Source organism: Cupriavidus sp., from assembly GCF_057315035.1.
The window spans coordinates 111593-135096 of sequence record NZ_DBHKYV010000017.1; the positions used below are offsets into that span (position 1 = coordinate 111593).

20 protein-coding genes and 1 pseudogene are annotated in these 23504 nt (G+C 59.6%); 1 reads left to right on the forward strand and 20 read right to left on the reverse strand.

Features of this window, described 5'->3' with window-relative positions; all coding sequences use genetic code 11:
• Positions 1 to 160 precede the first annotated feature (160 nt).
• The 12 genes from ACO550_RS20680 to ACO550_RS20735 form a co-directional block, all read right to left on the reverse strand.
• Positions 161 to 1987 carry a tannase/feruloyl esterase family alpha/beta hydrolase gene (locus ACO550_RS20680; RefSeq protein ID WP_315593817.1) on the reverse strand — a complete coding sequence of 609 codons (1827 nt, stop codon included), beginning with the start codon at positions 1985 to 1987 and terminating at the stop codon, positions 161 to 163.
• A 243-nt stretch (positions 1988 to 2230) separates the two neighbouring features.
• A complete protein-coding gene (locus ACO550_RS20685; RefSeq protein ID WP_315593818.1) occupies positions 2231 to 3289 on the reverse strand; it encodes a porin in 1059 nt (352 codons plus the stop codon).
• A gap of 755 nt (positions 3290 to 4044) precedes the next feature.
• Positions 4045 to 5019, reverse strand: coding sequence for a tripartite tricarboxylate transporter substrate-binding protein (locus ACO550_RS20690; protein WP_315593819.1), 975 nt, complete (start codon positions 5017 to 5019; stop codon positions 4045 to 4047).
• A 43-nt stretch (positions 5020 to 5062) separates the two neighbouring features.
• Positions 5063 to 6472 (reverse strand): FAD-dependent oxidoreductase, encoded by a 1410-nt coding sequence (locus ACO550_RS20695; protein ID WP_315593820.1) that lies wholly within the window; start codon positions 6470 to 6472, stop codon positions 5063 to 5065.
• Positions 6444 to 7409, reverse strand: coding sequence for a tripartite tricarboxylate transporter substrate-binding protein (locus ACO550_RS20700; protein WP_315593821.1), 966 nt, complete (start codon positions 7407 to 7409; stop codon positions 6444 to 6446). The genes ACO550_RS20695 and ACO550_RS20700 overlap by 29 nt, the downstream gene beginning before the upstream one ends.
• 15 nt (positions 7410 to 7424) lie before the next feature.
• Complete coding sequence (locus ACO550_RS20705) at positions 7425 to 8783, reverse strand: FAD-dependent oxidoreductase (RefSeq protein ID WP_315593822.1); 1359 nt, start codon at positions 8781 to 8783, stop codon at positions 7425 to 7427.
• A gap of 96 nt (positions 8784 to 8879) precedes the next feature.
• Positions 8880 to 9638, reverse strand: a complete 759-nt coding sequence (locus ACO550_RS20710; protein WP_315593823.1) for an IclR family transcriptional regulator domain-containing protein — start codon at positions 9636 to 9638, stop codon at positions 8880 to 8882.
• A gap of 261 nt (positions 9639 to 9899) precedes the next feature.
• Positions 9900 to 10457: an alpha-hydroxy-acid oxidizing protein gene (locus ACO550_RS20715; RefSeq protein ID WP_315593848.1), complete on the reverse strand. Its 558-nt coding sequence runs from the start codon at positions 10455 to 10457 to the stop codon at positions 9900 to 9902.
• Positions 10458 to 10595: 138 nt separating this feature from the next.
• Positions 10596 to 11570: a tripartite tricarboxylate transporter substrate-binding protein gene (locus tag ACO550_RS20720; RefSeq protein ID WP_315593824.1), complete on the reverse strand. Its 975-nt coding sequence runs from the start codon at positions 11568 to 11570 to the stop codon at positions 10596 to 10598.
• A gap of 48 nt (positions 11571 to 11618) precedes the next feature.
• Positions 11619 to 12572: an NAD(P)-dependent oxidoreductase gene (locus ACO550_RS20725; RefSeq protein WP_315593825.1), complete on the reverse strand. Its 954-nt coding sequence runs from the start codon at positions 12570 to 12572 to the stop codon at positions 11619 to 11621.
• On the reverse strand, positions 12569 to 13330 hold the full coding sequence (locus tag ACO550_RS20730) for a class II aldolase/adducin family protein (protein ID WP_315593826.1): 762 nt from the start codon (positions 13328 to 13330) through the stop codon (positions 12569 to 12571). Before ACO550_RS20730 ends, ACO550_RS20725 begins: the two co-directional genes overlap by 4 nt.
• On the reverse strand, positions 13327 to 14559 hold the full coding sequence (locus ACO550_RS20735) for an FAD-dependent monooxygenase (RefSeq protein WP_315593827.1): 1233 nt from the start codon (positions 14557 to 14559) through the stop codon (positions 13327 to 13329). The genes ACO550_RS20730 and ACO550_RS20735 overlap by 4 nt, the downstream gene beginning before the upstream one ends.
• A 107-nt stretch (positions 14560 to 14666) precedes the next feature.
• Between ACO550_RS20735 and ACO550_RS20740 the strand changes: the two genes are divergently transcribed.
• Entirely contained in the window at positions 14667 to 15605 is a 939-nt protein-coding gene (locus ACO550_RS20740) for a LysR substrate-binding domain-containing protein (RefSeq protein ID WP_315593828.1), read from the forward strand.
• A gap of 356 nt (positions 15606 to 15961) precedes the next feature.
• Here the strand turns inward: ACO550_RS20740 and ACO550_RS20745 are convergent, their stop codons facing one another.
• From ACO550_RS20745 to ACO550_RS20780, 8 genes and pseudogenes are all read right to left on the reverse strand, one after another.
• Positions 15962 to 16372 (reverse strand): hypothetical protein, encoded by a 411-nt coding sequence (locus tag ACO550_RS20745; protein ID WP_315593829.1) that lies wholly within the window; start codon positions 16370 to 16372, stop codon positions 15962 to 15964.
• Positions 16373 to 16669: 297 nt separating this feature from the next.
• Positions 16670 to 17149 (reverse strand): annotated as a pseudogene (locus tag ACO550_RS20750) (tyrosine-type recombinase/integrase); the annotation flags it as partial.
• A 365-nt stretch (positions 17150 to 17514) separates the two neighbouring features.
• A complete protein-coding gene (locus ACO550_RS20755) occupies positions 17515 to 17769 on the reverse strand; it encodes a hypothetical protein (RefSeq protein WP_315593830.1) in 255 nt (84 codons plus the stop codon).
• Complete coding sequence (locus ACO550_RS20760) at positions 17766 to 20846, reverse strand: SNF2-related protein (RefSeq protein WP_485994948.1); 3081 nt, start codon at positions 20844 to 20846, stop codon at positions 17766 to 17768. The genes ACO550_RS20755 and ACO550_RS20760 overlap by 4 nt, the downstream gene beginning before the upstream one ends.
• Positions 20847 to 20929: 83 nt before the next feature.
• On the reverse strand, positions 20930 to 21688 hold the full coding sequence (locus ACO550_RS20765; RefSeq protein ID WP_315593832.1) for a hypothetical protein: 759 nt from the start codon (positions 21686 to 21688) through the stop codon (positions 20930 to 20932).
• A gap of 1 nt (position 21689) precedes the next feature.
• The gene (locus ACO550_RS20770) at positions 21690 to 22481 is read right to left on the reverse strand and encodes a hypothetical protein (protein ID WP_315593833.1); all 792 of its coding nucleotides are present in this window, start codon (positions 22479 to 22481) and stop codon (positions 21690 to 21692) included.
• A 313-nt stretch (positions 22482 to 22794) separates the two neighbouring features.
• Positions 22795 to 23220: a hypothetical protein gene (locus ACO550_RS20775; protein ID WP_315593834.1), complete on the reverse strand. Its 426-nt coding sequence runs from the start codon at positions 23218 to 23220 to the stop codon at positions 22795 to 22797.
• Positions 23221 to 23296: 76 nt separating this feature from the next.
• Entirely contained in the window at positions 23297 to 23500 is a 204-nt protein-coding gene (locus ACO550_RS20780) for a hypothetical protein (RefSeq protein ID WP_315593835.1), read from the reverse strand.
• Between the last annotated feature and the right edge of the window lie 4 nt (positions 23501 to 23504).

Genomic DNA, 23504 nt, shown 5'->3' on the forward strand with positions numbered 1-23504 from the left:
CCGATGTCGTTCAGAGGCGATCAACGGCCCGTGGGCATGGCGACGGTCGAAGACTCCTGCCAGGCCTTTGTGGTCAAGGTCGGTCCGGGGGTTCGCGAAAGCAAGATTTGCCTCCAACATCTTGCTCTGCTTGCCTTCGCTGGCTTTTGCAGGCTCAGCCTTATTGGCAGGTGTAACTCGTCGTAAGTATCGGGTCACCTGCGACGAAAGCTGCCTTCATGGGATAGACGCACAGCGGGTAGGATTTCTGCGTCGGGAAGGTCGCGGTCACAGCCGTCGCGATATCAATACGACCAGGTGCAATACCCTTCTCTACCCAGTTGGTCAGCGCGTCGTAAAGTTGAGCGTTGGTGGGCAGCGGTGGATTCGCGTTCGGATTGGCGGAACCGTTCGACAGGCCGTGGAACATCCCGGGGATGAGATAGAGGCGATAGAAGTTCTGCACTGATGCGGTGCCTCCCATCTTGGCGAGAACGCGGTTGTAGTAGTTCACCGATCCACCTGTCTTGATTAGTGAGTCGGCGAGGCCGTGGTACATAATCAGCTTGCCCCCGTGATCACGATATGCAGAGAGGTCCGGGTTGTCCGTATCGATGCTCGAAAAATTCTGCTGCAGCGCGAGTCCGCGGTCAGCGGCATTCGACAATTGCGCGTAAGTGAAGGTTTTCCACAGGTTTGTGCCGTTACCCGTCGCATTCACGAAAAGCGGGAGACCATAGGAAGGGTCCTGCAATTCGAGTGCGACCTGAGAAGAACTGTTCGCTAGTGGCCCTCCGAGGAAGTTGGCGAGACTAGATCCTCGCGTCGGTCCGAACCAGCGCTGTCCAGAGGCCAATGTCACGGCCGCGCCGTTATCTGCCGAAGGCATTGGAATGGTCCCGTCTGCCGTGAAACCGTACCAGATTTTGTTGAATGCATTGGCCTGTGCCGGCGTCACGCAGTTCGCCGTCGTATTGGTGCCACCGTTGGCCGTGCAAAGTACCGTCGGGTCCAGACTTGGGTCATATGTGCATGTCGCTGGATCTGGAACATAGCCCAGATGCTTCCCGCCGACCATATCGCATGCACTGATGGCCGCGTTTGAGACCAGGCTCTCTTGACCGGCCGTGGGACGAACGCCGGTGAGGTCCCGCTCCATCACAATCTGTGGGAACATGTGCCCGGTACTGAACAGCGTCCAGTTGATCGCCGGGGCGCCGGCGAGGATGCCATCGAAGTCCGTGGGCAGGGCTTGGGCGGCCTTCATCCCTTGCCGCCCACCGGTCGAGAATCCGTTCCAATAGGTGTGCGCTGCAGCTCTACCGTAATAAGCCAATGCCAGTGCCTTGGTTTTGACCGCAAGCTCGTGGATGCTGCGTTCCGAGAAGTCCTTCCAAAGAGCCTGGTTGATCGTGCCATCCGGATTCATTGCGAACGAACCGGCATTTGCGGTATTGGCATGGCCGGTGTCGGTCGAGCCAGAAACGGCGCCTTCTTGCATCGCCGTCGTGGACACCGTCCCCGCAGTGTCGCTGGCTATGCCGGCCAGCGCAGTCGTCGACCCTTGCACGCCACCAGCCCAGCCGCCATTTCCCTTGAGATGTACACGCCCGTTCCAGTTCGCTGCCGTGGGCAACCAGATCTCCATACCGATGCCCGTCGACGTCGACGGTGCGTCTGCGGGACCGGCATTACCCGGCCCGACGTTCAGCTTGACCACGCATACGTCCTTGGTCGCGACGGGAGTGTTGGCATTCGCCGTGCCGGTCAACAGCAGCGGCTCGCCTGCCTTGAACGCCTTGACGAGCAGCACACTGGTGTTCGCGTCAGGCATGAACTTCGTCTTCATCGTATCGTCGCAGGTGAGCGGTGCCACCTGTGTCGTAACGGAAGTGTTGTCGGAGCTATTGTTGTCGGAGGAATTGTTGTCGCCTCCGCAGGCGGTCATTGCCCCGGAGAGGGTCGCGAAGCCCAAGTAGAGGGCCAGTTTCTTCGGTGTGATAGTCATGTTTGTCTCCACCGCTCGAGTTGGCGGCAATCTTCACAATCGCAGTTCAGAATTAAGACCCAGGCGAAGACTAGCTCGTGCTCGTCCTGCCCGAGGTATGCACCATCCGCATGCAGCCGCTGTACGGCGAAAGGCCTTCCCCACGGGAGGCAAGCCAGCCGCGCCACCGGAAATCAAAGTTGCAGAGTTGGGGGCGACCAGAAGATCCGGGGCTACGCCGAACAACCGCTGATGCGAAGCACTTCAGAAGATGTGTTTGATGCCGGCCGCAACGCCTGTCTGGTTGGCGCCCGGAGCGACAGTCGTCGCAAGAACTGCACCTTGGGTAGATGTGCCCTTGTTGTTCATATACGAAGCGTTGACATACAGGTCAGTGCGCTTCGACAGGCTGTAGAGCGTCGAGAGGGCGTAACTCGTCGCGCCATTGGGTGAGTTGCGTACTGAGTTGTGATAAACGCCCGCTCGTAGCGTGAGTGCAGGGGTGATTGCATAAGAGCCGCCCAGCCAATATAGATTGGCATGCAGCGACGGCTGCGCGAGCGCGCCTTGCTGATAGCGATAGCCGGCCGTGACCGTATAGGGGCCTGAGCTCCAGATGAGGCCGGTTGCATAGCGGCGCTCGATGATATCCTGCGTTACAAGCGAGGTGCCGCGTCGTTGGTCATAGGCGACGACCATGCCGACCTGCCTAATCGTATAGGATGCGCCCGCGCTGATCTCCTGGCCAACGCGCGGTGCTCCTGGAACTTCCCCCCCGTTGGTGATCGTGCCGTCGTATCCGGCGCTGTAAAGCCCCGTCAGCATCAGATTGCCGAAGTTGCCGGTGTACTTGATGGCGTTGTCAGCCCGACCTACAAACTGGCTGTCTTGCGAGAGCAGGCCGTAGCTTGCGTAGCGCGTTGGATCGAGCGGCACGAACAGGTCGTAAAGTGTGTTGTTCTGGCGACCCAGCGAGATGAGGCCGAATTTGCCCTCGATGCCCACATAGGCCTGCCGCCCGAACAGACGACCACCCTGTCCAGATACCCCGGTGTCACTATTGAAGCCGCTTTCGAGTACGAACACCGCGTTCAGGCCGCCTCCCAGATCCTCCTTGCCACGAATGCCCCAGCGCGAACCAGCAACGTTACTAGGGGAAACTCGGTACGCGTTGCCCGTGCCGTTGGCGCCAGCATGGTTGACGTATTCAATCCCGGTGTCGACCAGACCATACAGCGTGACGCTCGACTGCTGTGCCAGCGCTGCGGGAGCCACCAGGCTTGCGGCGGCGGCCGCTAGCAGTGGGCGTGTGAATTGATGCATGTCTCCTCCATCTTGCTTGTTGTGATGCCGTCCTGTTGACGGACGTGTGAATCCCCGCGCAGCACCAATTGCGCAGCGTGGAAAATGAAACGGTGGGGGCTCTTCAGTCGAGCCGAACTAACTCTCGTCGAAAGCCAGCGAGGGCTCTCTACATAGCTCCGGGCGCTGAGGAGCGTAGACGGCAGTTTTCGTTGTCGCCCAATTCAGATGCTCGCGTGTTCGATGAACACTGCCAGCCCGTCGGGCGCAGTTATAGCTACGGCAAGCTCTTTGGGAACGGTTTTCAATGTGTCTTCGCCAGCGGTGTGCAGGGGCATGATCGAATCTTTTAGGCGACATATGCGACGTGCATACTGTAAAGATTCTTCGTTGACGCTATCACGCTAATTCGCAACAGCAGAATGCGCGATTGGGAAAGATTGGGAAAGGGGAGCAAGCGATGAACGGAGCCTGATCAAGACATAGACAAGAGGTCGGCTATGGGAAGCCAGCTTTCCTCGGTGCGCCACGGGTGCTCAAACCGGTAGGTCGCAGACTCGCCGCGCACCATTCAGCGCTCGGCCGGCGCAGTGAACCTATTCCAACAGCCAAGCACGCCGGACGATATCTCCGCACCGATCGGAAAGGCGATCTTCACGCGAGGGCAGGCTCGCGGAAGCCCGACCTCGTCGAAGTTATCAGGCATTAATGAAGGTCATGGGACATCGTTTGCCTAATCGAATTTTCGGGACAAATGGAATGAAAACAAATCGTCTTCAGTCCAACACAATGCCGGCGCGCTTGATCACGGATCCCCACGAAGCAGTCTCAGCTTCCATCATGCTCTTGAACGACTGAGCCGTGCCTCCCATCGGAGCGGCACCAAGCAGGTTCAATTGATCCTTAAAGACTTTCGACTCCATCGCCTTGTTTGCAGCCTTATTGAGGCGGTCCACCACGTCATCTGGAACATCGGACGGAACCACAATCCCGAACCATGCGTAGAGCTCGACGTCTTTGATTCCTTGCTCCGTCAGAGTGGGAACAGCAGGAAACTGCGGAGCGCGCTCACGGCCAGTCACGCCCAAAGCCTTAAGCTTTCCTGCTCTTAAAAGGGGTTGCGCGGAAAACTGGATGTCGAAGTAGACTGGCACTTCGCCCGCCATGACCGCAGTAAGCGCCTGTCCTGAGCCTTTGTACGGGATGCCGTTCATCGAGACGCCAGTGGATTGCTTAAAGAGCTCAGCCCCCAACTGTGGCATAGTGCCGCCCCCTGATGATGCATAGTCAATCTTGCCGGGGCGCTCCTTTGCCATGCGGACCAAATCCTGAATACCACTCCCAGGAAAGCTCGGTGCAGTCACCACAACAAGCGGACTTCGAAACACGCCAGCGACCGGCCGGAAATCCCGCATAGCGTCGAACGGCAGCTTGGAGTAAAGCCATTTACCAGTGGTCAGTATGTTGCTGCCCATCAGGAGAGTGTATCCATCGTGCGGTGCTACAAGTACCGCCTTGGTGCCGATGATTGCTCCGGCGCCCGGTTTGTTTTCGACGACGACAGGCTGGCCCAGGAATGTGGACATTCCGCTAGCCACAGCGCGCGCAGTGGTATCAGACGGTCCGCCAGGTGGGTATGGCACAACTAAGCGCAGAGGCTTAGTTGGAAAAGTCTGTGCCATGACCATCTCGCACAGAGTGCTTCCGACGGCAAGAGCGACGAGCAGAGCTCGCCAAAGCTTGGTACGCATTATTGTCTCCTTTTTGTTATCTTTCCTGTGCCGTGATCCCGCTCTAATTGAATGCGGTGTCTTCCAGGCTAACCATGCCAGAGCAAGCGCGAAGTTCTTCTCGTACCTGTCCAGCGTCAATCTCTGCTAACTCAATGCCATGCCTTGTCGCCAACGCAGCCAGTTTTCCGCTTGCCTCACCCAATGCCATGGCGGTGCCCATATGACGACTGCCACCATTTGCGGAACGCGTCGCAGAGATCGCTCTGCCGGTCACCAGCAAGCCGGAAGTCAGCGCAGGTGCCAGGCAGCGCATTGGGATTTCGAAGGGATGGTCTGGCATCCACAAGGAGATGCCGGTCCCCGCAGCCTCATGCAGATCCATTGGGCCGGCGCCCAGCGCGATGGAGTCATTGAAGCGCTTTCCGCTCACGATGTCCTCCTCGGTTAGGGTGTAGCGGCCGCGGATCCTCCGTGTCTCCCGCACGCCAACGTGTGCGGCGATATTTGCCAATGTTGAACTCTCGAAACCTGGCACACGCTCTTTCAGAAAGCCGACAATGGAGTGCACTTGATCTCGCCCCTCCATCTCAGCACGACCCAGATCCACTGGGTCTAACGCATCGATGTTCGAGATTCGGCTCATCAAGCAGATTGCATCCGTATCCCCGGGCGTGCTGCAGAACGAGAGACTTTCCCAGAAGATCCGACCGGTCTGTACCCCTTCGAGGGCCAGGGCGCGCTTCTCTTCACGCGGCAATCCACGAAAGCGGGCGACGTCAACGTTTGAAAGACGAAACACCAGAGTGCAAGGCTGTCGGCGACGTCGCAACTCTTCCTCGCCACCGTCGAACGCGGCTCCGCTTGCTGCTGCGACTGATGCATTTCCTGTGGCGTCAATCACCACTTTTGACCGGATGGCACTACGACCGGCGATGTCTTCCACGACAACCCCCGCAATCTTTCCGTCGTGCATCATTGGTGCAACGACTCGTGAATGTAGCCTCACGTCCAGGCCGGCTTCCTTGGTTAACCTGTCGGAGGCGATTTTGACTATTTCAGGGTTAAATGAGAAGTTGACGATTGGGATCGGACTATTGCTAGCTTCTGCCAAGACATAGCGGCTGAAGCCGTTACTGCCTCCCATCTCTTCCACCAGTTTGGTAAGCTCCAACGGAAGACCACCCACGACCCGCGTCTCTCCGTTATAGAAACCTAACCATTGAGCCACCATCGCATACGTGCCGGTGCCACCCAGGCAGCCGGAATGCTCCAACAGTAACGTCTTTGCGCCAGAACGAGCTGCGGATACAGCCGCAATGAGTCCCGACGCACCGCCGCCAGCGACCACTACGTCATACTCCGCCACGATCGCTGTATCGAGCCGTTCCTCGTAGGTGCGTGCACACATCGAATCGTCCTTCATAGCATCCTCTTCCCGATGTTCATTCGGCAGAAATATGGTTTCGCTCAATCACGGGCTTCCAACGCGTAAGTTCTGCCTTCATAAACTTGCCAAAGTCTTCCCGCGGAATTGGAGCAGGCTCCATCATTTGCTGCCTCAGTAGCGCGACTACATCTGGATCTCGCAACGCCTCAGCAATCCGCTTGCTTATCTCATCCGCTAGTGCCGGTGGTGTCTTCGCCGGCGCAATGAACCCAATCCATGCGCTGCCCACAATGTCGGGATATGTTTCTCGCAATGCCGGCACGTGCGGTAGAAGCGCCGCGCGTTCAGCCGTCGAGACTGCGATCGGCACGACCTTTCCCGCTTTCACTTGGCCGATCACGCCCTGGGCCGGAAGGCATGCCATCTGGACATCGCCTGCGATAATGGCTGTGATTGCCTGTCCAGCACCGGCGTACATCACCGGTACGACCTGAGTATCGCTTCTCATCGCTAGCATGGCCATGACCAAGTGGCCGAGCGATCCGCTTCCGACGTACGCATAGTTGTACTTGCCAGGGTTCTTTTTAAGTGCTGTGACGAGCCCAGCCACGGTTGACACGCCCAGCGATTTGGTAGCAACGAGGAGACACGGTTGGTTCACCCCTAGCGTCAACGGAACCAGGTCTTTGAACGGGTCATACGCCATGGACTTGTAAAGCAGTGTGTTCATGACTAGTGGGCCCGCAATGCTCACGCCGATAACGCTTCCGTCAGCCGGCGCCTTTGCAATCTGGCTTGTACCAATCATTCCTCCCGCACCGGGTTTCGAGTCAACGATTACCGACTTGCCCGACTTTCTATGCAGATATTCGGCCACAACTCGGGCGACGGTATCCGTGGTCGTTCCAGCACTGAAAGGATTGATAATTGTGGTCGTCTTGCTCGGCCACTCTTGCGCGCTGACGCAGCTTGCCGCGAGCATCGTCAATCCCGCGAACAGTAGTTGAAGGATCTTGTTCATCTTCCCGCCCTCCGCTTATGCGCGTTCCAGCCGCTCAACTTGCGAGCGATGAAAATAAGCGTTGCCGTTGAGAAGGAGTTTCTGCACCTCTGCAGCAGGAACTTCGGATGGCAAGCGGTTGGTCGCTGTCGCTACGGCAGCTAGCGTTCCGACCGCCTGCCCCATTGCCATCGAAGTCGCCATATGGCGAGCGCCCGCCATTGCTTCTCGCGTAGAGCTGAGCGTACGTCCGCACACAAGAAGCGCTTTAACACCATTGGGTATTAGTGCACGGAGCGGGATTTCGAAAGGTGAGGGGGGCGCATATAGCGTAATGCCTGTTCCGTTCGGGTCATGCCGATCCATCGGGCCGGCACCAAGCGCAATGGCATCGTCGAAACTGCGCTCCTCCATAATGTCTTCTTCAGTGAGCGTGTAGGAGCCCTGAATTCGGCGGGTTTCACGCACACCAACGCGCTCCGCAATGCCTGCCAAGACGGCGTTTTCGAAGCCTGGAATCTCACGCTTCAGAAAGGGGACAATGCTGGCGATCTGACGTCGGCCCTCTTGCTCAGCGTTCGTTGCATCTCTCTCTGATAGAGCGTCGACTCCTGTGATTCGACTCATGAGGCAGATAGCATCGGTGCCCGCTGGGGTGCTGACAAAAGACAGGCTTTGCCAGAAAAGCTCCCCTCGTTCTAGTCCACCAAGCACAAGCCGGCGGCGCTCCGGCGATGGCACAGACTTAAACCGGGCGACGTCAACGTTCGACAGCCGAAATGACAGCGTGCAGGGCTGACGTTCCCCAGTCTTTCCAAGGTCTTCACCGTGACACTCAACACCGGCACTCGCACAAACTGCGGCGTCGCCCGACGCGTCGATGACCGTGCTGGCGAGGTAAGCTCTGCGTCCTGCTACCGTTTCGGTGACTACTCCGCTAATTCGTCCGTCGGCCACGAGCGACCGGGAAAAACCTGTGTGGAACAGCACCTCCGCGCCACTGTCCTTCACAGCAGCATCCAGTACAACCTTCAAAGTCTCGGGATTGAACGGAAGCACCCGCAAGCCGAAGGGGGTGCCGGCGGCTTCGCCCATCACATAGCGATGGAACCCGTCAGATCCGCCAGCAATCTGCAGTCGCTCAGCGAGCTCAAACGGAATGCCGCCAACGACTCGAGTGTCGTGATGAAAGAAGGCAACCCATTGCGCTACTAGGTTGGCCGTAGCAGCGCCGCCTAGACACCCTCCACGCTCGATCAGCAAGGTGCGAGCCCCAGCTCGTGCCGCAGCGATGGCGGCAACGGTGCCAGACGCGCCGCCGCCGACGACGATCACGTCATAGGTTCCGGCAACCGGCGTGCGAAGGTGCTCTTCTATAAGAGTTTGGTCGTGCATCTGTTTGTCTCCGTATGACGGATTGCGAAGATCCGTTTTTTGGGAGTCTGAAACCGGAGGCACGGGACGACAATCAAGTGTTCACATATGTGAACACTATATGAGAATCTGGGGCAAGACGGTGAGATTGCGCTCCTCCGCTTCACGCCCGATCGCCGCCGAGCACGTGCGAAGAGCTTGTTCAAGCTCATTCATTCGTGCTTCGCTGAAGCGAGCGGCCGGAAAGGCGACACCAACACTGGCGAAGACGCGACCATGAATGTCTCGAACGGGTGCGGCAACGCCAACAATCCCCGGGGTAAATTCGCCCATAGAGGTTGCAATCCCGGTTGCTCTAATTTGCTGAACTTGCCTACGCAGTTCTGCCATCGAAAGGATCGTGCGATCGGTTAGCCTCGCCAGCTTGATCCTCTGGAAGTAATCCTCGCGCTCCGCAGTGGACATCCAAGCGAGCAATGTCTTGCCAGCAGAGTGTGCGTAGAGAGGAGCGCGAACGCCTACGTGCATAGCGTAGAGGACTGCCTGGCTCGAGTTGACGCTGCAAACTCTCTCGGCCATATCGTCGTTTAGAAGACTGAGGGCCGACGATTCACCGGTGGCGGCCGTAAGCCTTTCCATATGCGGATACGCGATCTCCACAAGTTCGCGCGTCCCGCGTCCGCGACGGGCGAGAGAAAAAGCGCCTTCCCCGAGACGTATGGCGTTCGAATTCTGTACTTGCTCCACGTAGCCGCGGGCATCCAGATTATTCAGCAATTGGGTCAAACTGCTTTTCGGGATGCCAGTGCGTCGGGCGATCTCCGCGTGGGTCATCGCCCGACCGGTGCTGGCCAAAAGCTCCAGGATGTCGAGCACGCGATCCGCTGATTTAACTGTTACCAATCAGTCACTCCGCCAAACTTTGATTTGGGCAGTCGGCATCGCCAACGGTGAGGAAATAGTCATCCTAGTCGGCGACGCGATTTGCCTAGCTTCCAAGCCACTCCAGACCAGCCTGCTTCAGGTTGCAAGGACTCGACATTCTGTGTGAACAAAAACGTAGCCTCGTCCGCTGTGGGCGCGAATTGCTAGACCAGCGCCCTTGCGGCCTCTGCCTGCAACGCGGTCGGCTTGAACTCACGCTCGAAAGGAGCATGCTGAAACCAGTTGTCGAACATGACCTTGGGCCTTTAGACGAGCGGGCACATTCGTGAGGATATCCGAACGACCGAACCCGACCCCTTCTGAGACATCCAATTGCCCGAAGATGAGCGGCTCTTTTGGCAGATGACCGGTCCATGGGTCTGCCTGTACTCCAAACATCACCTGCGCGGGATTGATCGCGACGTTGTCAAAGGCTGTTATCGACGGCGACCATGCCGTGCCAAGGCACCCCACGGTGGTCATCCCTATCTGCAAAAATCGAGAAGGCAGCGCCACGCGTCGCCTCACCCAAACGGGAGGGGTGTGCGCATACAGAATTCCGGAGGGGCGTGCATTTTTTCGGCGAACCTGGGTGGGCGCGGTTGTAGTATTCGGCTGCCTGGCCTGAGACTGTTGTCCTGAGGTCTGGCTTCCCGCCGCAGTCAGCGGCCGCGCTCGCAAAGCCCACCGTACAAATGCGTCCCTGTTGTCGCGTAACGTCGTCTGGTCTCCAGCGCCGCCGACGATGTAGTTCCACACCATCGTCGGCAGCCGTCGTCGCGCCGACGGCGATCAAGAGATACCTGTTCCACACCAAAGCACCCAGCGAGTACGTAGGATCGGTCCCCATCTCGTCCATCGCTACATAGTTTCGAGCCGCTCATTCGAGGCAAGCTCTGCACTACATCATCAATCGACGGTGATATTCCGCTCCTTGATTATCTGCGCCCACCGCCGACCCTCGCCGTTGATCATGCGGGTGAGCTCGGCGGGAGTGCTCGAAACCGCTTCATACCCTCGTCCCTGCAGCTTTTGAATGATGTCTTCGCTCTTCAGCGTCTTTTCGATCTCGACCCGCAGCCTATCGACGACGACCGATGATGTGCCCGGCGGGGCAACAAATGCCGACCAGCTTTCGAGTACAAGCTGCGGAATCCCCTGCTCAGCTACTGTAGGCACCTGCGGAAGAATTTGAGCTCGAGCCTTCCCCGTGACGGCGAGCGCGCGAAGTTTGCCATTCTGAACATAAGGCAGGATGGTCGCCGGCGCCTCGAAGAAAAGGTCAACCTGACCCCCGAGCAAATCGTTCAGCGCCGGCGCTCCGCCCTTGTACGGGACGTGCGTGATGGCAATCTTCGCTTCCCGGCTAAGTGTCTCACCGGCAAGGTGCGGCGTCGTGCCGTATCCCGGCGAGGCGAAGGTGAGCTTTGAGGGCTTCGCCTTGGCAGCGGCGATCACATCAGCCAGCGTTTTGTAAGGCGACTGGCTGTTCACTACGAGAACCAGCGGGAACTGGCTAACTGTACTTATCGGGGTGAATGATGAAGGCTTCACCGACTTACCCTTCTGGAGATAGGGCGCAATCGTCAATGTGCTGGCGTTCGGAAGAAACAGCGTGTAGCCATCCGGCGCAGCCCGCGCGACGTTGGCCGCAGCAATCAGGCCGCCCGCACCCGCAATGTTCTCGACGATGATGGGCTGTCCAAGTCCGCTTTGCATGCGGTCAGCGATAACTCTGGCTACCACGTCCGACTGACCGCCGGCGGGAAAGGGCACGACCAGTTTGATTGGCTTCGACGGATAGAGGTCCGCGGCCACCGCGTTGGGGTATGGCGAGGTCAGCGCCATTACAAGGGCAAATCCGCCCAGCAGTTTCTGTAACATCACGGGTTGTCTCCAATATTTTATAATTGCGGGAAATCGGCCTCCCGCTCAATAGCCTGCCAGCCGGTCGACCTCGTTAAGAAGCGGCTCCCCCGAGGCAAGCCGCTGCAGGTTTTCGATGAACTGCTCGACTACGGGACCAACGGATGGTTGGGCTGCAATGTGCGGCGTGACAAGGATCCTCTCGTGACGCCAGAAAGCGCTGTCAGGGGGTAGCGGCTCAGTTGCAAAGACATCCAGCGCGGCTCCGCTCAGGTGCTCCTCGTTCACGAGCGCCAGTAGGTCGTCCTCGATCACGATGCCACCGCGAGCCACGTTGACCACGAAGCTACCTTTTGGAAGCTTGGCGAGAAGCGACCGTCCCAACAGACCCGCGGTCTGAGGGGTGCTTGGCAGCAGGCATACCAAAAAATCGGACTGGCCAAGGAACGCGTCCATGCCTTCCTCACCCACGAACACTGGCACACGTGACGCGCGTGCGTCAGAGCGGGTCCATCCAATGACGTTGAATCCGAGCGCGGCAATGACGTCGGCCACAACAGCGCCGATGGAACCCAACCCCATAATTCCGACGGTAACCTGGCGCGCATCGGGCACAGGCAGGCGTTTCCATTCGCCCGCGGCATGCTGCTGCTCCATCTTCGGCAACGAACGGAACTGCCGCAAGACCTGTAGGGCAACGAACTGCGCCATGCTGAGGCCGAGCCCCGGCTCGACCGCACGGGTAACCTTGACGTGCCCCGGAAGGTCAGGGGCACCGATAATTCCATCGGCTCCGGCGCCGACGGAGGCTGCCAACTGCAGGTTAGGCAGGCGCGGCGCGATGCCAGCGGGAAGTTTGAACGCGAACAGCGCGGTGACGTCAGGGTCCACGTCCGCACCGATGTCGGTAACGATCTGAAGTTCGGGCGCGCGGGCGCGCAACGCTTCGTAGCGTGCAGTGACGAAGTCCGACGTCAGGAGCATGAGGACTTTTGGGGGGCGGGCAGTGCGCGGGCTCATGCTTGGGTTCTTTCGTATGCGAAGTGGGGGTTGTGACGGCGCGCTTGCCGCACGAGGAGCTTCCAGCGCAAGTCAACGACGTCCGGCCGCTGAAGGAAACTCTTGGTCTGACGAGCCTCCGCCGCAGGCAGGAGCTTCGGAGTCCCGACAGCCATTGCCTGCAGTTGCACGCGAGCAGCGAACTCGAGTACGGTGGCTGCAATCGTCGTTTCCGCGATCGATGAGCCGACAACCACCGACCCATGGTTGCGAAGCAGGATGGCTCGATTCGTCCCCAGCCATGAGGCGATGCTGGCGCCTTCCTTCTTGTCGAGTACGATGCCTTCAAACTCGTCAAATAGCACGATGTCCTCGTAGAACAACGCGCCGCTTTGGGTCACGGGCTCCAGGTTGCTGCCGGCGACGCCCAGCGCCAGCGATGCCTCGGAGTGTGTATGCAGAATGCAGCAGACCTCGGGCCGCGCCTCATAGATCTCGGTATGAATGTTGAGCGTGGGGTTGCACGGAAGCGTGCCTGTGATGGTGCGCAGTTCGAAATCGGACTCAATCAGCTCGTCCGCAGTTGCCTCCTCGAAGCCATACCCGTACGGAATGCTCCAAAAGGTTCGAGCACCGGGCAAGCGAGCCGTCAAGTGGCCTGAGATGCCACTGCCCTGCCCATCCATGGCCAGAATCTGAAAGGCATGCACCAAGTCGTGCAAGAGCGTACGCAACGCTTCGGATTGGTTTGTCATGGGTTTCATCGTCTTCATGTTCATGCCGCGGTCTCCGCCGGGTGGCTGCCGAGGACATCGACGGCGGTGGCGTCATAGCTGAAGAGCCATTCGTAGCGCTCCCGCACGCGATCCTCGTTCCACTCCCGGTCCACGTAACGGCTCGCCTCTGCTTCGTCGGCGAGAAGAGGGTTGTGAAAGCGCGCCGCGTTCGCTGCCGAACCGAGCACGATGCGCGAGGTGCGTTCCAGCCGTAGTTCTTGGTACCGTGCAAGGCCCGCCACCGGGTCTTTGGTGTGAGCAGCGAGGCAGCGCGCGAGGACGATGCCATCCTCCAGTGCCATCACGGCGCCCTGCGCGAGAAATGGCAGTGTCGAGTGACAGGCATCTCCGAGCAGTGTGGCCCGGCCAATCGTCCATGTATCCATTGGCTGTCGGCTAAGCAGCGCCCACTTGTAAGGCTGCTGGATACCCTGGATCAGGCGGTGGACGGCTTCGTGCCAATGCTTAAAATCGTGCAGACACTCTTCAACGCTGCCGCGCTCGGTCCACGATTCGACCTGCCAGTCGTTACGCTCGACTATGCCTACGAAGTTGACAAGCTCACCGTTGCGCAGTGGGTAGTGGATGACGTGCGCGCCGGGTCCGATCCAGTTGGTGCCGATACTTGCGTGCAAATGGGATGGTAGCTTCTCACGCGGCACCAGGCCGCGCCAAGCGACGCAGCCTGTGAACTGCGCATCGCTCGGGCCGAACATGGCGCGTCGAATGCGCGAATGCACGCCGTCCGCGCCAATCAAGATGTCGCCACGGACGCGCTCGCCGCTCTCCAGTTCTACCTCAACGCTGTCGGCATCCTGCCTGACGCCTACCACTTTGGCCCCCAGGCGGATCGCATCGGGTTGGCTCTCACGCACGCGGCGTTCCATCAATGCATGCAGGTCGGCACGGTAGATCAAGTAGTACGGGAAGCCATACTTTTGCACCGACTCGGCGCCCAAATCGAAGAGCTTCCACGTCTGACCGGTGCTCCACAGGCGCACCTGCTTGCCGGCGGCCTCTGTAGCAATATGACGCAACTCGTCACCGAGGCCGAGATCTGCAAGGCAGCGCGACCCATTCGCGCTGACCTGAAAACCAGCGCCGACCTCGCCGAGCTGGGGCGCCTGCTCCAGAACCGTTACTTGGAAGCCGCGCCGGATCAGGGCGAGTGCGCAGCAAAGTCCCCCAATGCCGGCACCGGCAATTAGAATCTTGGGATTGGTAGTCAGCATAGCTTCTCTTTCACTTTGGGCTGGCCCTGATTGGCCATGAAGCAATTGCAACGCATGCCGACACTTTTGAGAAGTTAAACTATCAAATCAATTAATAGCTCTGGCTAATGAATATCAGTACCCGACAGCTCCAGGCGTTTCTTGCCGTGGCCAGGCACGGAAGCTTCACGCGCGCGGCCGAAGAAATCTTCGTCACGCAAGCGGGACTCAGTCTGATGCTCAAGGACTTGGAAACGCAGGTGGGCGGCCGACTCTTCGATCGCACCACACGAGCGGTTCACTTGACCGCTGCGGGTGAATCGTTGCTTCCTACGGTGCGCAGCATGCTGGCCGACTGGGAGCGCGCAACGTCTAACATCGGTAGGCTCTCGGCTCAGGCCGAGCAGCACGTGACGCTGGCAGCGACACCGCTTATAGCCGCCAGCGTGCTGCCGAAATGGCTTCAGGATTTCCGCGAAACGCAGCCGAGCATTCGGGTGCAGGTTGCCGACCTCGACCGCCGGCAAATTTTGCTGGGCATCGAATCAGGCGAGATCGACCTTGGCCTTGGAGCCTTCTTCAAGCCCGCAGTCGGCATCGAGCGGCAGTCGCTGGCAACCTTCCCAATGGTCCGCGTTAGCGCGCGCCCGTTCAAAGCGAACGGCCGAAAGGGTGGCGTAGGACAAGACGTGCCTTGGTCCGCGCTGGCCAAAGACCACATGCTCGCGCTACCTAGCGACAATCCGATCCAGAAGCTGGTGGATGAGCACCTCCGTGGGCTAGAAGGTGCGCCGACGCGCAGTGGTGCGTTACAGAACATCCAGACCATAATCGCAATGGTGGAGGCTGGGCACGGAGTTGCGGTATTGCCGGCGTTCGTTGCACCTGCCTGCAGTCGCTACCAAGTAGCGGTACAGACGCTCGTCGAACCCGTGGTTCCGATCGAATTCTTCGTCGTAAGCAAAAAAGGCCGTCAGAAGACAGCACTTGCTGCAAAGTTGATCGATGCGCTCGGAGGACACTTCCGCACGATTGCCACAAATCATGTTCGATCGAATCGGGCGTGATCGACGCGTGGCCGGAAGAGGCCGGAAGAGGCCGCCACCGCGCAAGAAGCACCGCCTTCAAAAAAACGTCCTCGGGAGGAGGGCGTTGGGAATGGGTCCATCTTAAAGAGCTTCCGTAGCGGGGCGCTACAGAAACCATCTTATGGCCAGTGCGGCCGATCATGACCCCGAAAAATCGCTAGTTTCGATGTCTTTTCCGCCATCAGAACAGCGCAAGCTGGTCATAGGCAGGAAGACCCGCGTGGCAGGCGTGGTTATGCGCGGCTGCTCGGGATCCGCGCTCACGTGGAGCATGGACTATCCGTTGGCTTTAGTAGCGTCAGAGTGTAACGCGGAGGGTATTGGCTTCCTCGGCATCAACGTACTTCGGCGTAGGGGTTCCTTTGCTTCACGGAACCGCTTGAGCCGCAGCTTCGCGCCCCAACCGTCAAAGATGTGAGCCAGCGTGAAACCAGGTTGCCTATGCTATCGACGGATAGAGCGTTGCCGTGGATCACAATGGCGGGGATGTCCAGGAGTGACGACTGCACGTTCGCCATGTGGAAGCACCGCGCGTCGATGTAGATACAGGTTGCGTGCATTGTCTGCTGGTAGTTGCGGCCAGCATCGTCGATTGCATTCGCGCAAACGATCACCATCTCACAGGCGCGGCATGCGGGCGCACTGATCATGACGAAGACGTCCCAGTCAATGTACGGATTACCATCGCCGATATTGAGGGCTCGCCATAAAGCGTGAGACGAACTCGTGTGTGCGTTGACAAACATTGGGAGCTACCGTTCGCCTCCGAACGGCGGCGTTGTGGATACACCGGGCGTCCGCGCGTCTTAGGAAAGGAGTGATCGACCGACGCTGCATGGCCGGGCGCGGCCCGACGCCGAGCACAACCGAGCGTTCCTCCTGGACCGGTCCGCGTAGGGCAGAAGACGACCCTAAGCGGCCCGTCAGATTGCTCCAAACCGGGGAGTACCACGGCGCCTGGCCTCACTTGGGATCAGGGCCTGAGGTCCGGCTGTGCCCGCCGGATTCAACTCCACTCGTACCGAGGGCGTGAGCAATATGGTGATGCGCAGGGTCATGCGTTCACTATCGATATCGGTCACCTTCAACGTCACCACTTCGCTGGCGCGCAAGCCGGCGCCATAGGCGACCGCGAGCGCGGTCTGGTGCTTCAGGTTCCCAGCGGCCGCCAGTACGCGAGCGACTTCGTCAGGACTGAGGACCACGGGCAGGGTGCGTGGTACGCGTACGGGACGCATCTTGGCCATGCGTTGGGCATCGCCGAGCGTCACTTCGAAGAAGAACTTCAATCCGGTGATCGCGGCATTGAGCGAAACCGGGGAAATGCCGTGATCGACCAGATGGAGTTGATAGCGCCGTAGGTCCTCGGTGCTGGCCGTGTCGGGAGAGCGGCCAAGAAAGGCCGCGAACTGGCACACGGCGTGGATGTACTGGCTCTGAGTCTTGTCCGCAAGCGTGCGCATCCGCATGTCTTCGATCATGCGCTGGCGTAGTGGGCTGATGGTAGGCGTGGCGACTGACATGGCTGTCCTCCTGTCGAGGCTCGAGGCGAATTGCCTCGGTCCTCAACATAGGAAACAGCGCTGGCGGTTGAGTCACTTCGCGCTTTGCCGGAGGGTTACCGCGCGAGCGGTTTAGTCCACTGGCCGAGAAGCGCCCGATCACGATCTCGGCCCTAAGACTTCATGAGCGAATCACCTCCAATTCCCCTTGCCGGGTTGTGTAAGGGACGTTCACTCTCAAGTGAGTGCACCCTGCCGGGCGCACCAAAAAAAAACGCCCTCACTAGGAGGGCGGGTAGGAACGGGTCCATCTGAGAGAGCTTCCGTAGCGGGGCGCTACGGAAACAATCTTATGGTGGTTTATGGGGGGTGAATCCCCCGAAAGCTCAGCTATTTTGGGTGTTTTTCTCCGGCAACGGGCCGATAGGTCTGGCCAGCATGGTGGTTACCGCCCCGCTGACCCGCCAGCCGCCCATCTCGGTCTCGAAGACGCCGTGAACCAGACGATCGAGACAAATCATCTCGACGCCATCGGTCTCCAAGGTGCCAAGGATTCTGGCGACGGTCGTGCCGCGCGTACCACGCCGCTTGACCGTTGCCACACCCTCGCCCAGGGCGATGCTGCACTTATTCGCTTTCATGCTGCCTCCTTGAGCAGTTGACGTTGATCGCGGCTCTTGCGGCCATGAAGCGCCGCCAGATCCTCGACAAAGGCATCGAGAAGCGTGTCCATATGCAGGAACGCCTCATCTTCCAGTTCCGGCGTCGCCCAATCCAACCCGGCTTCCATGGCGTCGCGCTTGTGCGCCACCATCTGGTCCTGGTAGACATCGATGCTTCCCGGCAGGTGGAAATAGACCACCTTCAACTGCCCCTTCCGGTTCCATCGCAGAGCACGTCGCATCGCCTGATACTCGATGCGCCACGTCCACGAGCGGTCATAGAACAGCACGTAGTCGGCGTTGGGAAGGTTGTACCCTGCCCTGCCCGAGCCCTTCGTGCACAGCAGCCCCGTGGCCGTGCCGTTCACGAACCGCTTGTCCTTGTCGGCCACGCGCTTCGTAATCGGGATGCCCCCATGGAACGGCACCGTATCTACGCCACGGGCCTTCAATTGCCCGGCTATCAGATCGATCACCCCGGGATTCTCGGCAAACAGGATGGCCTGTTTCCCTTCCGCGGCGATCGATTCCAGCCGGTCAATCGCGGCCCGCTGTTTGCTGGTCAACTGCCCCAGCGTTCCGACACCGTCTACCCCATGCTGCGGGTAGTTGGCAGCGAAGTGCACCGCGCGGATACGCGCCAGGATCGCGATCAGGTTATTCGAGCGTCCGTCTGAGCGACGGATTTCCCGATACCAGTCCGCGAACTCGTCGGCTGTGCGCAAGTACAGGGATAGGTGCACCGGGTCCCAGTCCGTCTCGACCACCTCGACTGCATGCGGATCAATCTGGATGTACCTGGCCACGTCAGGCTCGCAAACCAGCCGGCGCTTGACGTGGGGTGCAAGCATCTGGCGGTACAGCGGCAGGTTCCCGATCTTGGGCACCTCTCGTTTCGCGCCGTCCTGCAAGCTCTCCGCAAACTCCCATGTCACCCACTCCAGGACAACGAAGTCGTCACGGAACCGGTCCACACCCCGCTGCGCATACTGCGCGGTGGCCAGCCACTGGCCATCGAGATAGCCGCGGCGGTAGCCATAGGGCTGGGCCGCCTTGCCATCGCCGCCCGTGAACGCGATCAAGCCGAACACGTCCCGTGGGTAGTTCGCAATGGGGCTCCCGGTGAGGATGTAGCGGCGCCGTGCCGAAAGCTGCCAGAGCGCGCGGCTCTGGTCGCTGTTCGGGTTGGACAACCGCTCCCCTTCGTCAGCAACCAAAAGCCCGATGCGGCGTCGCAGCCGATGGGCGTAGGTCACGCGTTGGGAGGCTTTCCTGCAAACCGGCGAGCGCAAGCGCTCGTAGGCAATGAGATTGATCTGCCCCAATGCATCAAGGCTCTCCGGCGAGTCGATGACCTGAACGGCCTCCGGCGGCAGGATCTGGGCCAGCTCGGCGCGCATTTCTGGCACCAGCCGCGCTTCGACAACGATCAACCCATGCTTGACCCCAGATAGCAGGATCAAGGCTGCGGCGAGCCGTGACTTGCCGCACCCCTGTTCCCAAGCGGCTACCGCGCCGCACGGCTTCTGCAGCAGTTCCACCAGATCATCCTGCTGGAATTCCCAGTTCAACCAACGGTCGATACCAAGCGCCTGCATTCGCCGACGCAGTGCCAGCGCCTGGCCCGGCCACTTGACTGCGAGGCCTTCGTGTACGGTTTCCCAGGTCTGCATCGACCGGCTCACAGCAAACCGGCTCATGAGTTCGTCAAGCGTCAACACGAACTGCGCGGCACCCGCCTGAAACGCATATCGGCCGTCCGGCTGGCGCGTAAATGCTACGGTCTCGCCGGCCTTGATTACCGGGCTGCCCCATTTCAACGGATCCACGACATGGCTTTTGAGGGCCACGCCGGACATGGCTTGTGCTGCATTGACGCCCGTCGTCCAGACCGTGTGCCGCAAGGGAGTGGCTTGGCGCGCGCTGCGCCGAATCCGCTTCCCGAAATGCTCAAGGAAGCCGTGCACCAACTCGGGAACACCGCCAGCCTCGCGGATCAGCTTCAAGAAGCTGTCCAACGCCGCCATCGGATCGTCCTGCACCAGGTATGCCTCAAGGTCGAATCGCCCACTGCCGGCGTAGCGCATTCCTTTGGGCAAACGCTGGCCGTCCATTGGCACGATTCGACTGTCAAACACCCGGTTGAGCACCATCGCCTCGACGAACCCGCAGTCGAAACCCAGGACAATCCGGCGGCCGTCATGGACAATGCGTACCCGTTTCTGCGAGGTCACGGGCCGGGTGATGGCCGGCCCAGCATCGTCCAAGACCTGATGGTTCAGACGCGGCTCATGGAAATGCCGATCATCCACGTTCAGATCCAGCTTCGGCAACGGGATCGAGAAGTCGCCATGGGCTTGGCGCACGACTCTTCCCATGTGGTAGCGACCGAACACGGCAATGGACGTGTGAACTGTGGCGCCCTCCTCGCGGAAAGCCGACGCCGGCAGATCGAAGATCCCGACCACACGGCGCGCCGCCGTGCTGTGCGCATCCCGGTGGTCCAGGACGTTCGCAAACCGGTCGACGAAGCTCGTCGGCAGCAACGCCACCACAACCTGTGCCGCCTCAAGCGCTTGGGCCAGCGCGTACTCGTGACTGAGGGCGCTGGTGTTCGGCCCGAACCGGCCCCACGTGGTGCAACCGAACGGCTGAAGGTGCGGCGATTCGAGGTGGATCGAGAACGGCGGATTGATAATGGCCACATCGAAATGACGCGGCTGGATCTCCTCCATCCCGGCCATGCGGAAGCTACCTTCAAAACCTACGGCCTCCACAGACTGCTGAACTGCTGCGATCGCCGGTTCATGCACGTCGACACCATACAAGGCGTGTACCGCAGGATCGGCGAACTGCATGAGCCGCGCGGAACCAACAGAATTGTCTAGCACCGACACCTTACGGCCGGGGCGCCAGCTATCCACTACGCCCCACATCAACTGGGCAATCGCGTCGGGAGTAAAAAACTGGGACAGATGCCGCTGACGCGCGGCGTGCAGTTCGCCCATATGGGCAATCTTGTCTGCCTGCGAACCGAGGCTGACGATGGCCCGCAAGGGCTCGTACCAATGAGTCATTTTGGATTCCAGAAAAGAAAATGCCCCGTCGATGACGGGGCAAGGAGAAGAAGCCAGGCTGCTTAAGCTGCAGCTGGCTCGGATAGATACTGGGCGACGAACGCCAGGAGGCCTTCGCCAAGTGGCGCGGAGAACCGCAACTCCCAGTACTCGTTGTATTGCAGAACGTGCAAGCCCGGGAAAGTCCGTCGCTGCTGGGCAGCAAAAACTTCCCCATGGTCGAACTGACGCAGGCAGCCCGCCAGCGCAGGTTCGCCTGCATCCTGCGCATAGGCGGCCAGCGCGAGCAGACCAGCCCGAAGCTCACCGTGCTCCTCGGCCATAACTCGCCGTGAAGGACGCGCCGCAGCCACGGGCACCGAGGGCGCCTTGAGCCGCAGACGCGTGACTTTGGCGTGCCTGCGCACGGCATTGGGCTGATCCAACTGCAGCGCCTTTGACAGTGTCTGTGCTACCTGCCGATATGCCATAGCGCGACCATTACTTTCGTAACGCTCCGCAAGCACCCGCCAATAGCGATCGAGATCGGGCGTCTCGCCGGCGCGGATGGCCTCCCAAATGTTCGGGTGGCCATTCACGGGAATGCGTGTCTCATCGATGCACACTGGAGCGCCCTCGATCCCAAACTCCTTGCTAGCCCGATCGATCAGGCTGACAACGACTCGCCGAAGAAACCGGCGAAGCTCGCCAGCCTGGTCGATTGGCTGAGGAACGACCGCATCTGCTACCCGCACCTGTACCGCTAGTGCACTGACCCGCTCAAAAGCACTGAGCGAGGCAGCCTGCGCCGATCGAAACGCCTCAACAAGCGCGTTGTACATTTCAGTGCCGCTCCTGCATGGCTTCCTGGCCGTACTCCCCGACAAACAGCATCAGGTCATCCGCCAACTCATTCCCGAATTTGAACTCCCACTTGTCGTTGAACAAGGTGATATCCAGGTCCGGAAAGTTGAGCTTTTCGCGTGATGTGTACTCGAGCTCGTACAGGTTGATGCTTTCCAGGCGCCTGGCCAGCGCTGCGTTGCCCGCTTTGCCCGCAAAAGTCGCGAGGCCCATCAGGCAATCCGCAGTGGGCTGCGTGCTGTGATAGCCCACCTTGCGGCGGCTCGAATTCCAGACGGTCTCGGTATAAACCGGCTTCTTGAGCACCACACCCGAAGCGGTTCGCTTTACCTCAGCGTTACGGTGCAGATTGAAGTTTCGGACGATGCGCGACGCCGCCTGCCGGTAAGCCGTCGTGGCCCCGCCATCGCCCTGGTAATGCGCGGTGAGGGACGCCCAGAGCTTATCCAGATCCGGAATCTCGCCTTTCTTCAGCGCTCGCCGGATATCGAGGCCTGCGCGCTCATACTCGGCTTCGTTCTCGATGTCGAGTCTCGCACCAAGCGGCGCAAATTCCCGTCTGGCCCTGCTGATGACGCTGCCGGCCAACTTGAAACAGAACTTCTCAAGCTCGTTCTCCTGTCGATATTCGGAGCGCACATCGACGGCGAGGAACGGCTCAACTGTGCCGGCATCTGCCAACGCCTCGCGCTCGAACGCAGCAGCATCCTGATACGCCTGGCGCGCGCTGCGTTGGGCAGCAATAAACTTCTCAATGATTTGGTTGTACATGTCGGTCTCTAAAGGGATGCGGGGAGACCGTTCCATCGGGAAGGTCTCCCGAGGGAATGAACAAGAAGAACAGCGCGGACGAACCACGCTGCTACGGCTTCAAAGCGCCAGTTCCTGCCAGTGATTGGCTGACTTGCGACTCACATCGGCGGTGGGCTCCTGACGAACCGTCGCCTTACTACCATCGGGCAAAACCTTGACCTCTTTTATCGTCCACGCCTTCGAGTTCGTAAACGACAATGATCACGTCGACATAGGGCTCATCAAAAGAGGTGCCGTGCGGAACCCGAAGGTCTCGCACGGCTAGAGATGGTCAGTTAAGACCGTAGCTGATATTGCTTTCCAGGATCATCTCCCGGGCTGCATGCTGCCTAAAGCCGCTGAGGTGGTGGCGAACCCAGTCGCCGGCGAGCGCATTCACGCGCCCTTCATCGCGATAGACATCACCACCAAACCGCCGATATAAGAAGGCATGAAATGCCTCATGGGCAGCCCCTGCTATACCGCGACCGCTCCGGGCATCGAGTCGATTTAACACGACCGTCGGGGCGCTACAGGCATAGGTAACGACAGGCACATCGTTATCCCAAACTATCTGGGACTCCAAGCCGTTGTTGAACTCGAAAAACTCGCCCTCTTTGACCAACGTCAGCCCGGGCGTGCAACTCGTATCCAACGACACGGCCTCTTCACCGAGGATGTGGCGAACCACATCGATGGCAGTCCAATCGGCTTCCATATGCATTACTCCAAGGAGATGCGCGGATAGCCATCCCTTGCGGGGCTGGATCCCCGCAAGGGAAAAAAGGACGTGCTCAGGCCGGATGGCCCGAGAAGTGAGAAAATTTCGAGAGCACCCACAGCGTAGCGATGGCCAAGGCGGCAATCACCAATGTGGAAAGCTGAAAGGACAGCAGCGCGAGACTCGGCGTCGTAACGATGAAGTACAGCGCCGCGAAAAGGACTACGACCAAAGCAAGTACTGCTATGGCGGTTTCCTGGGTGTCAATGACGGGCATGGTG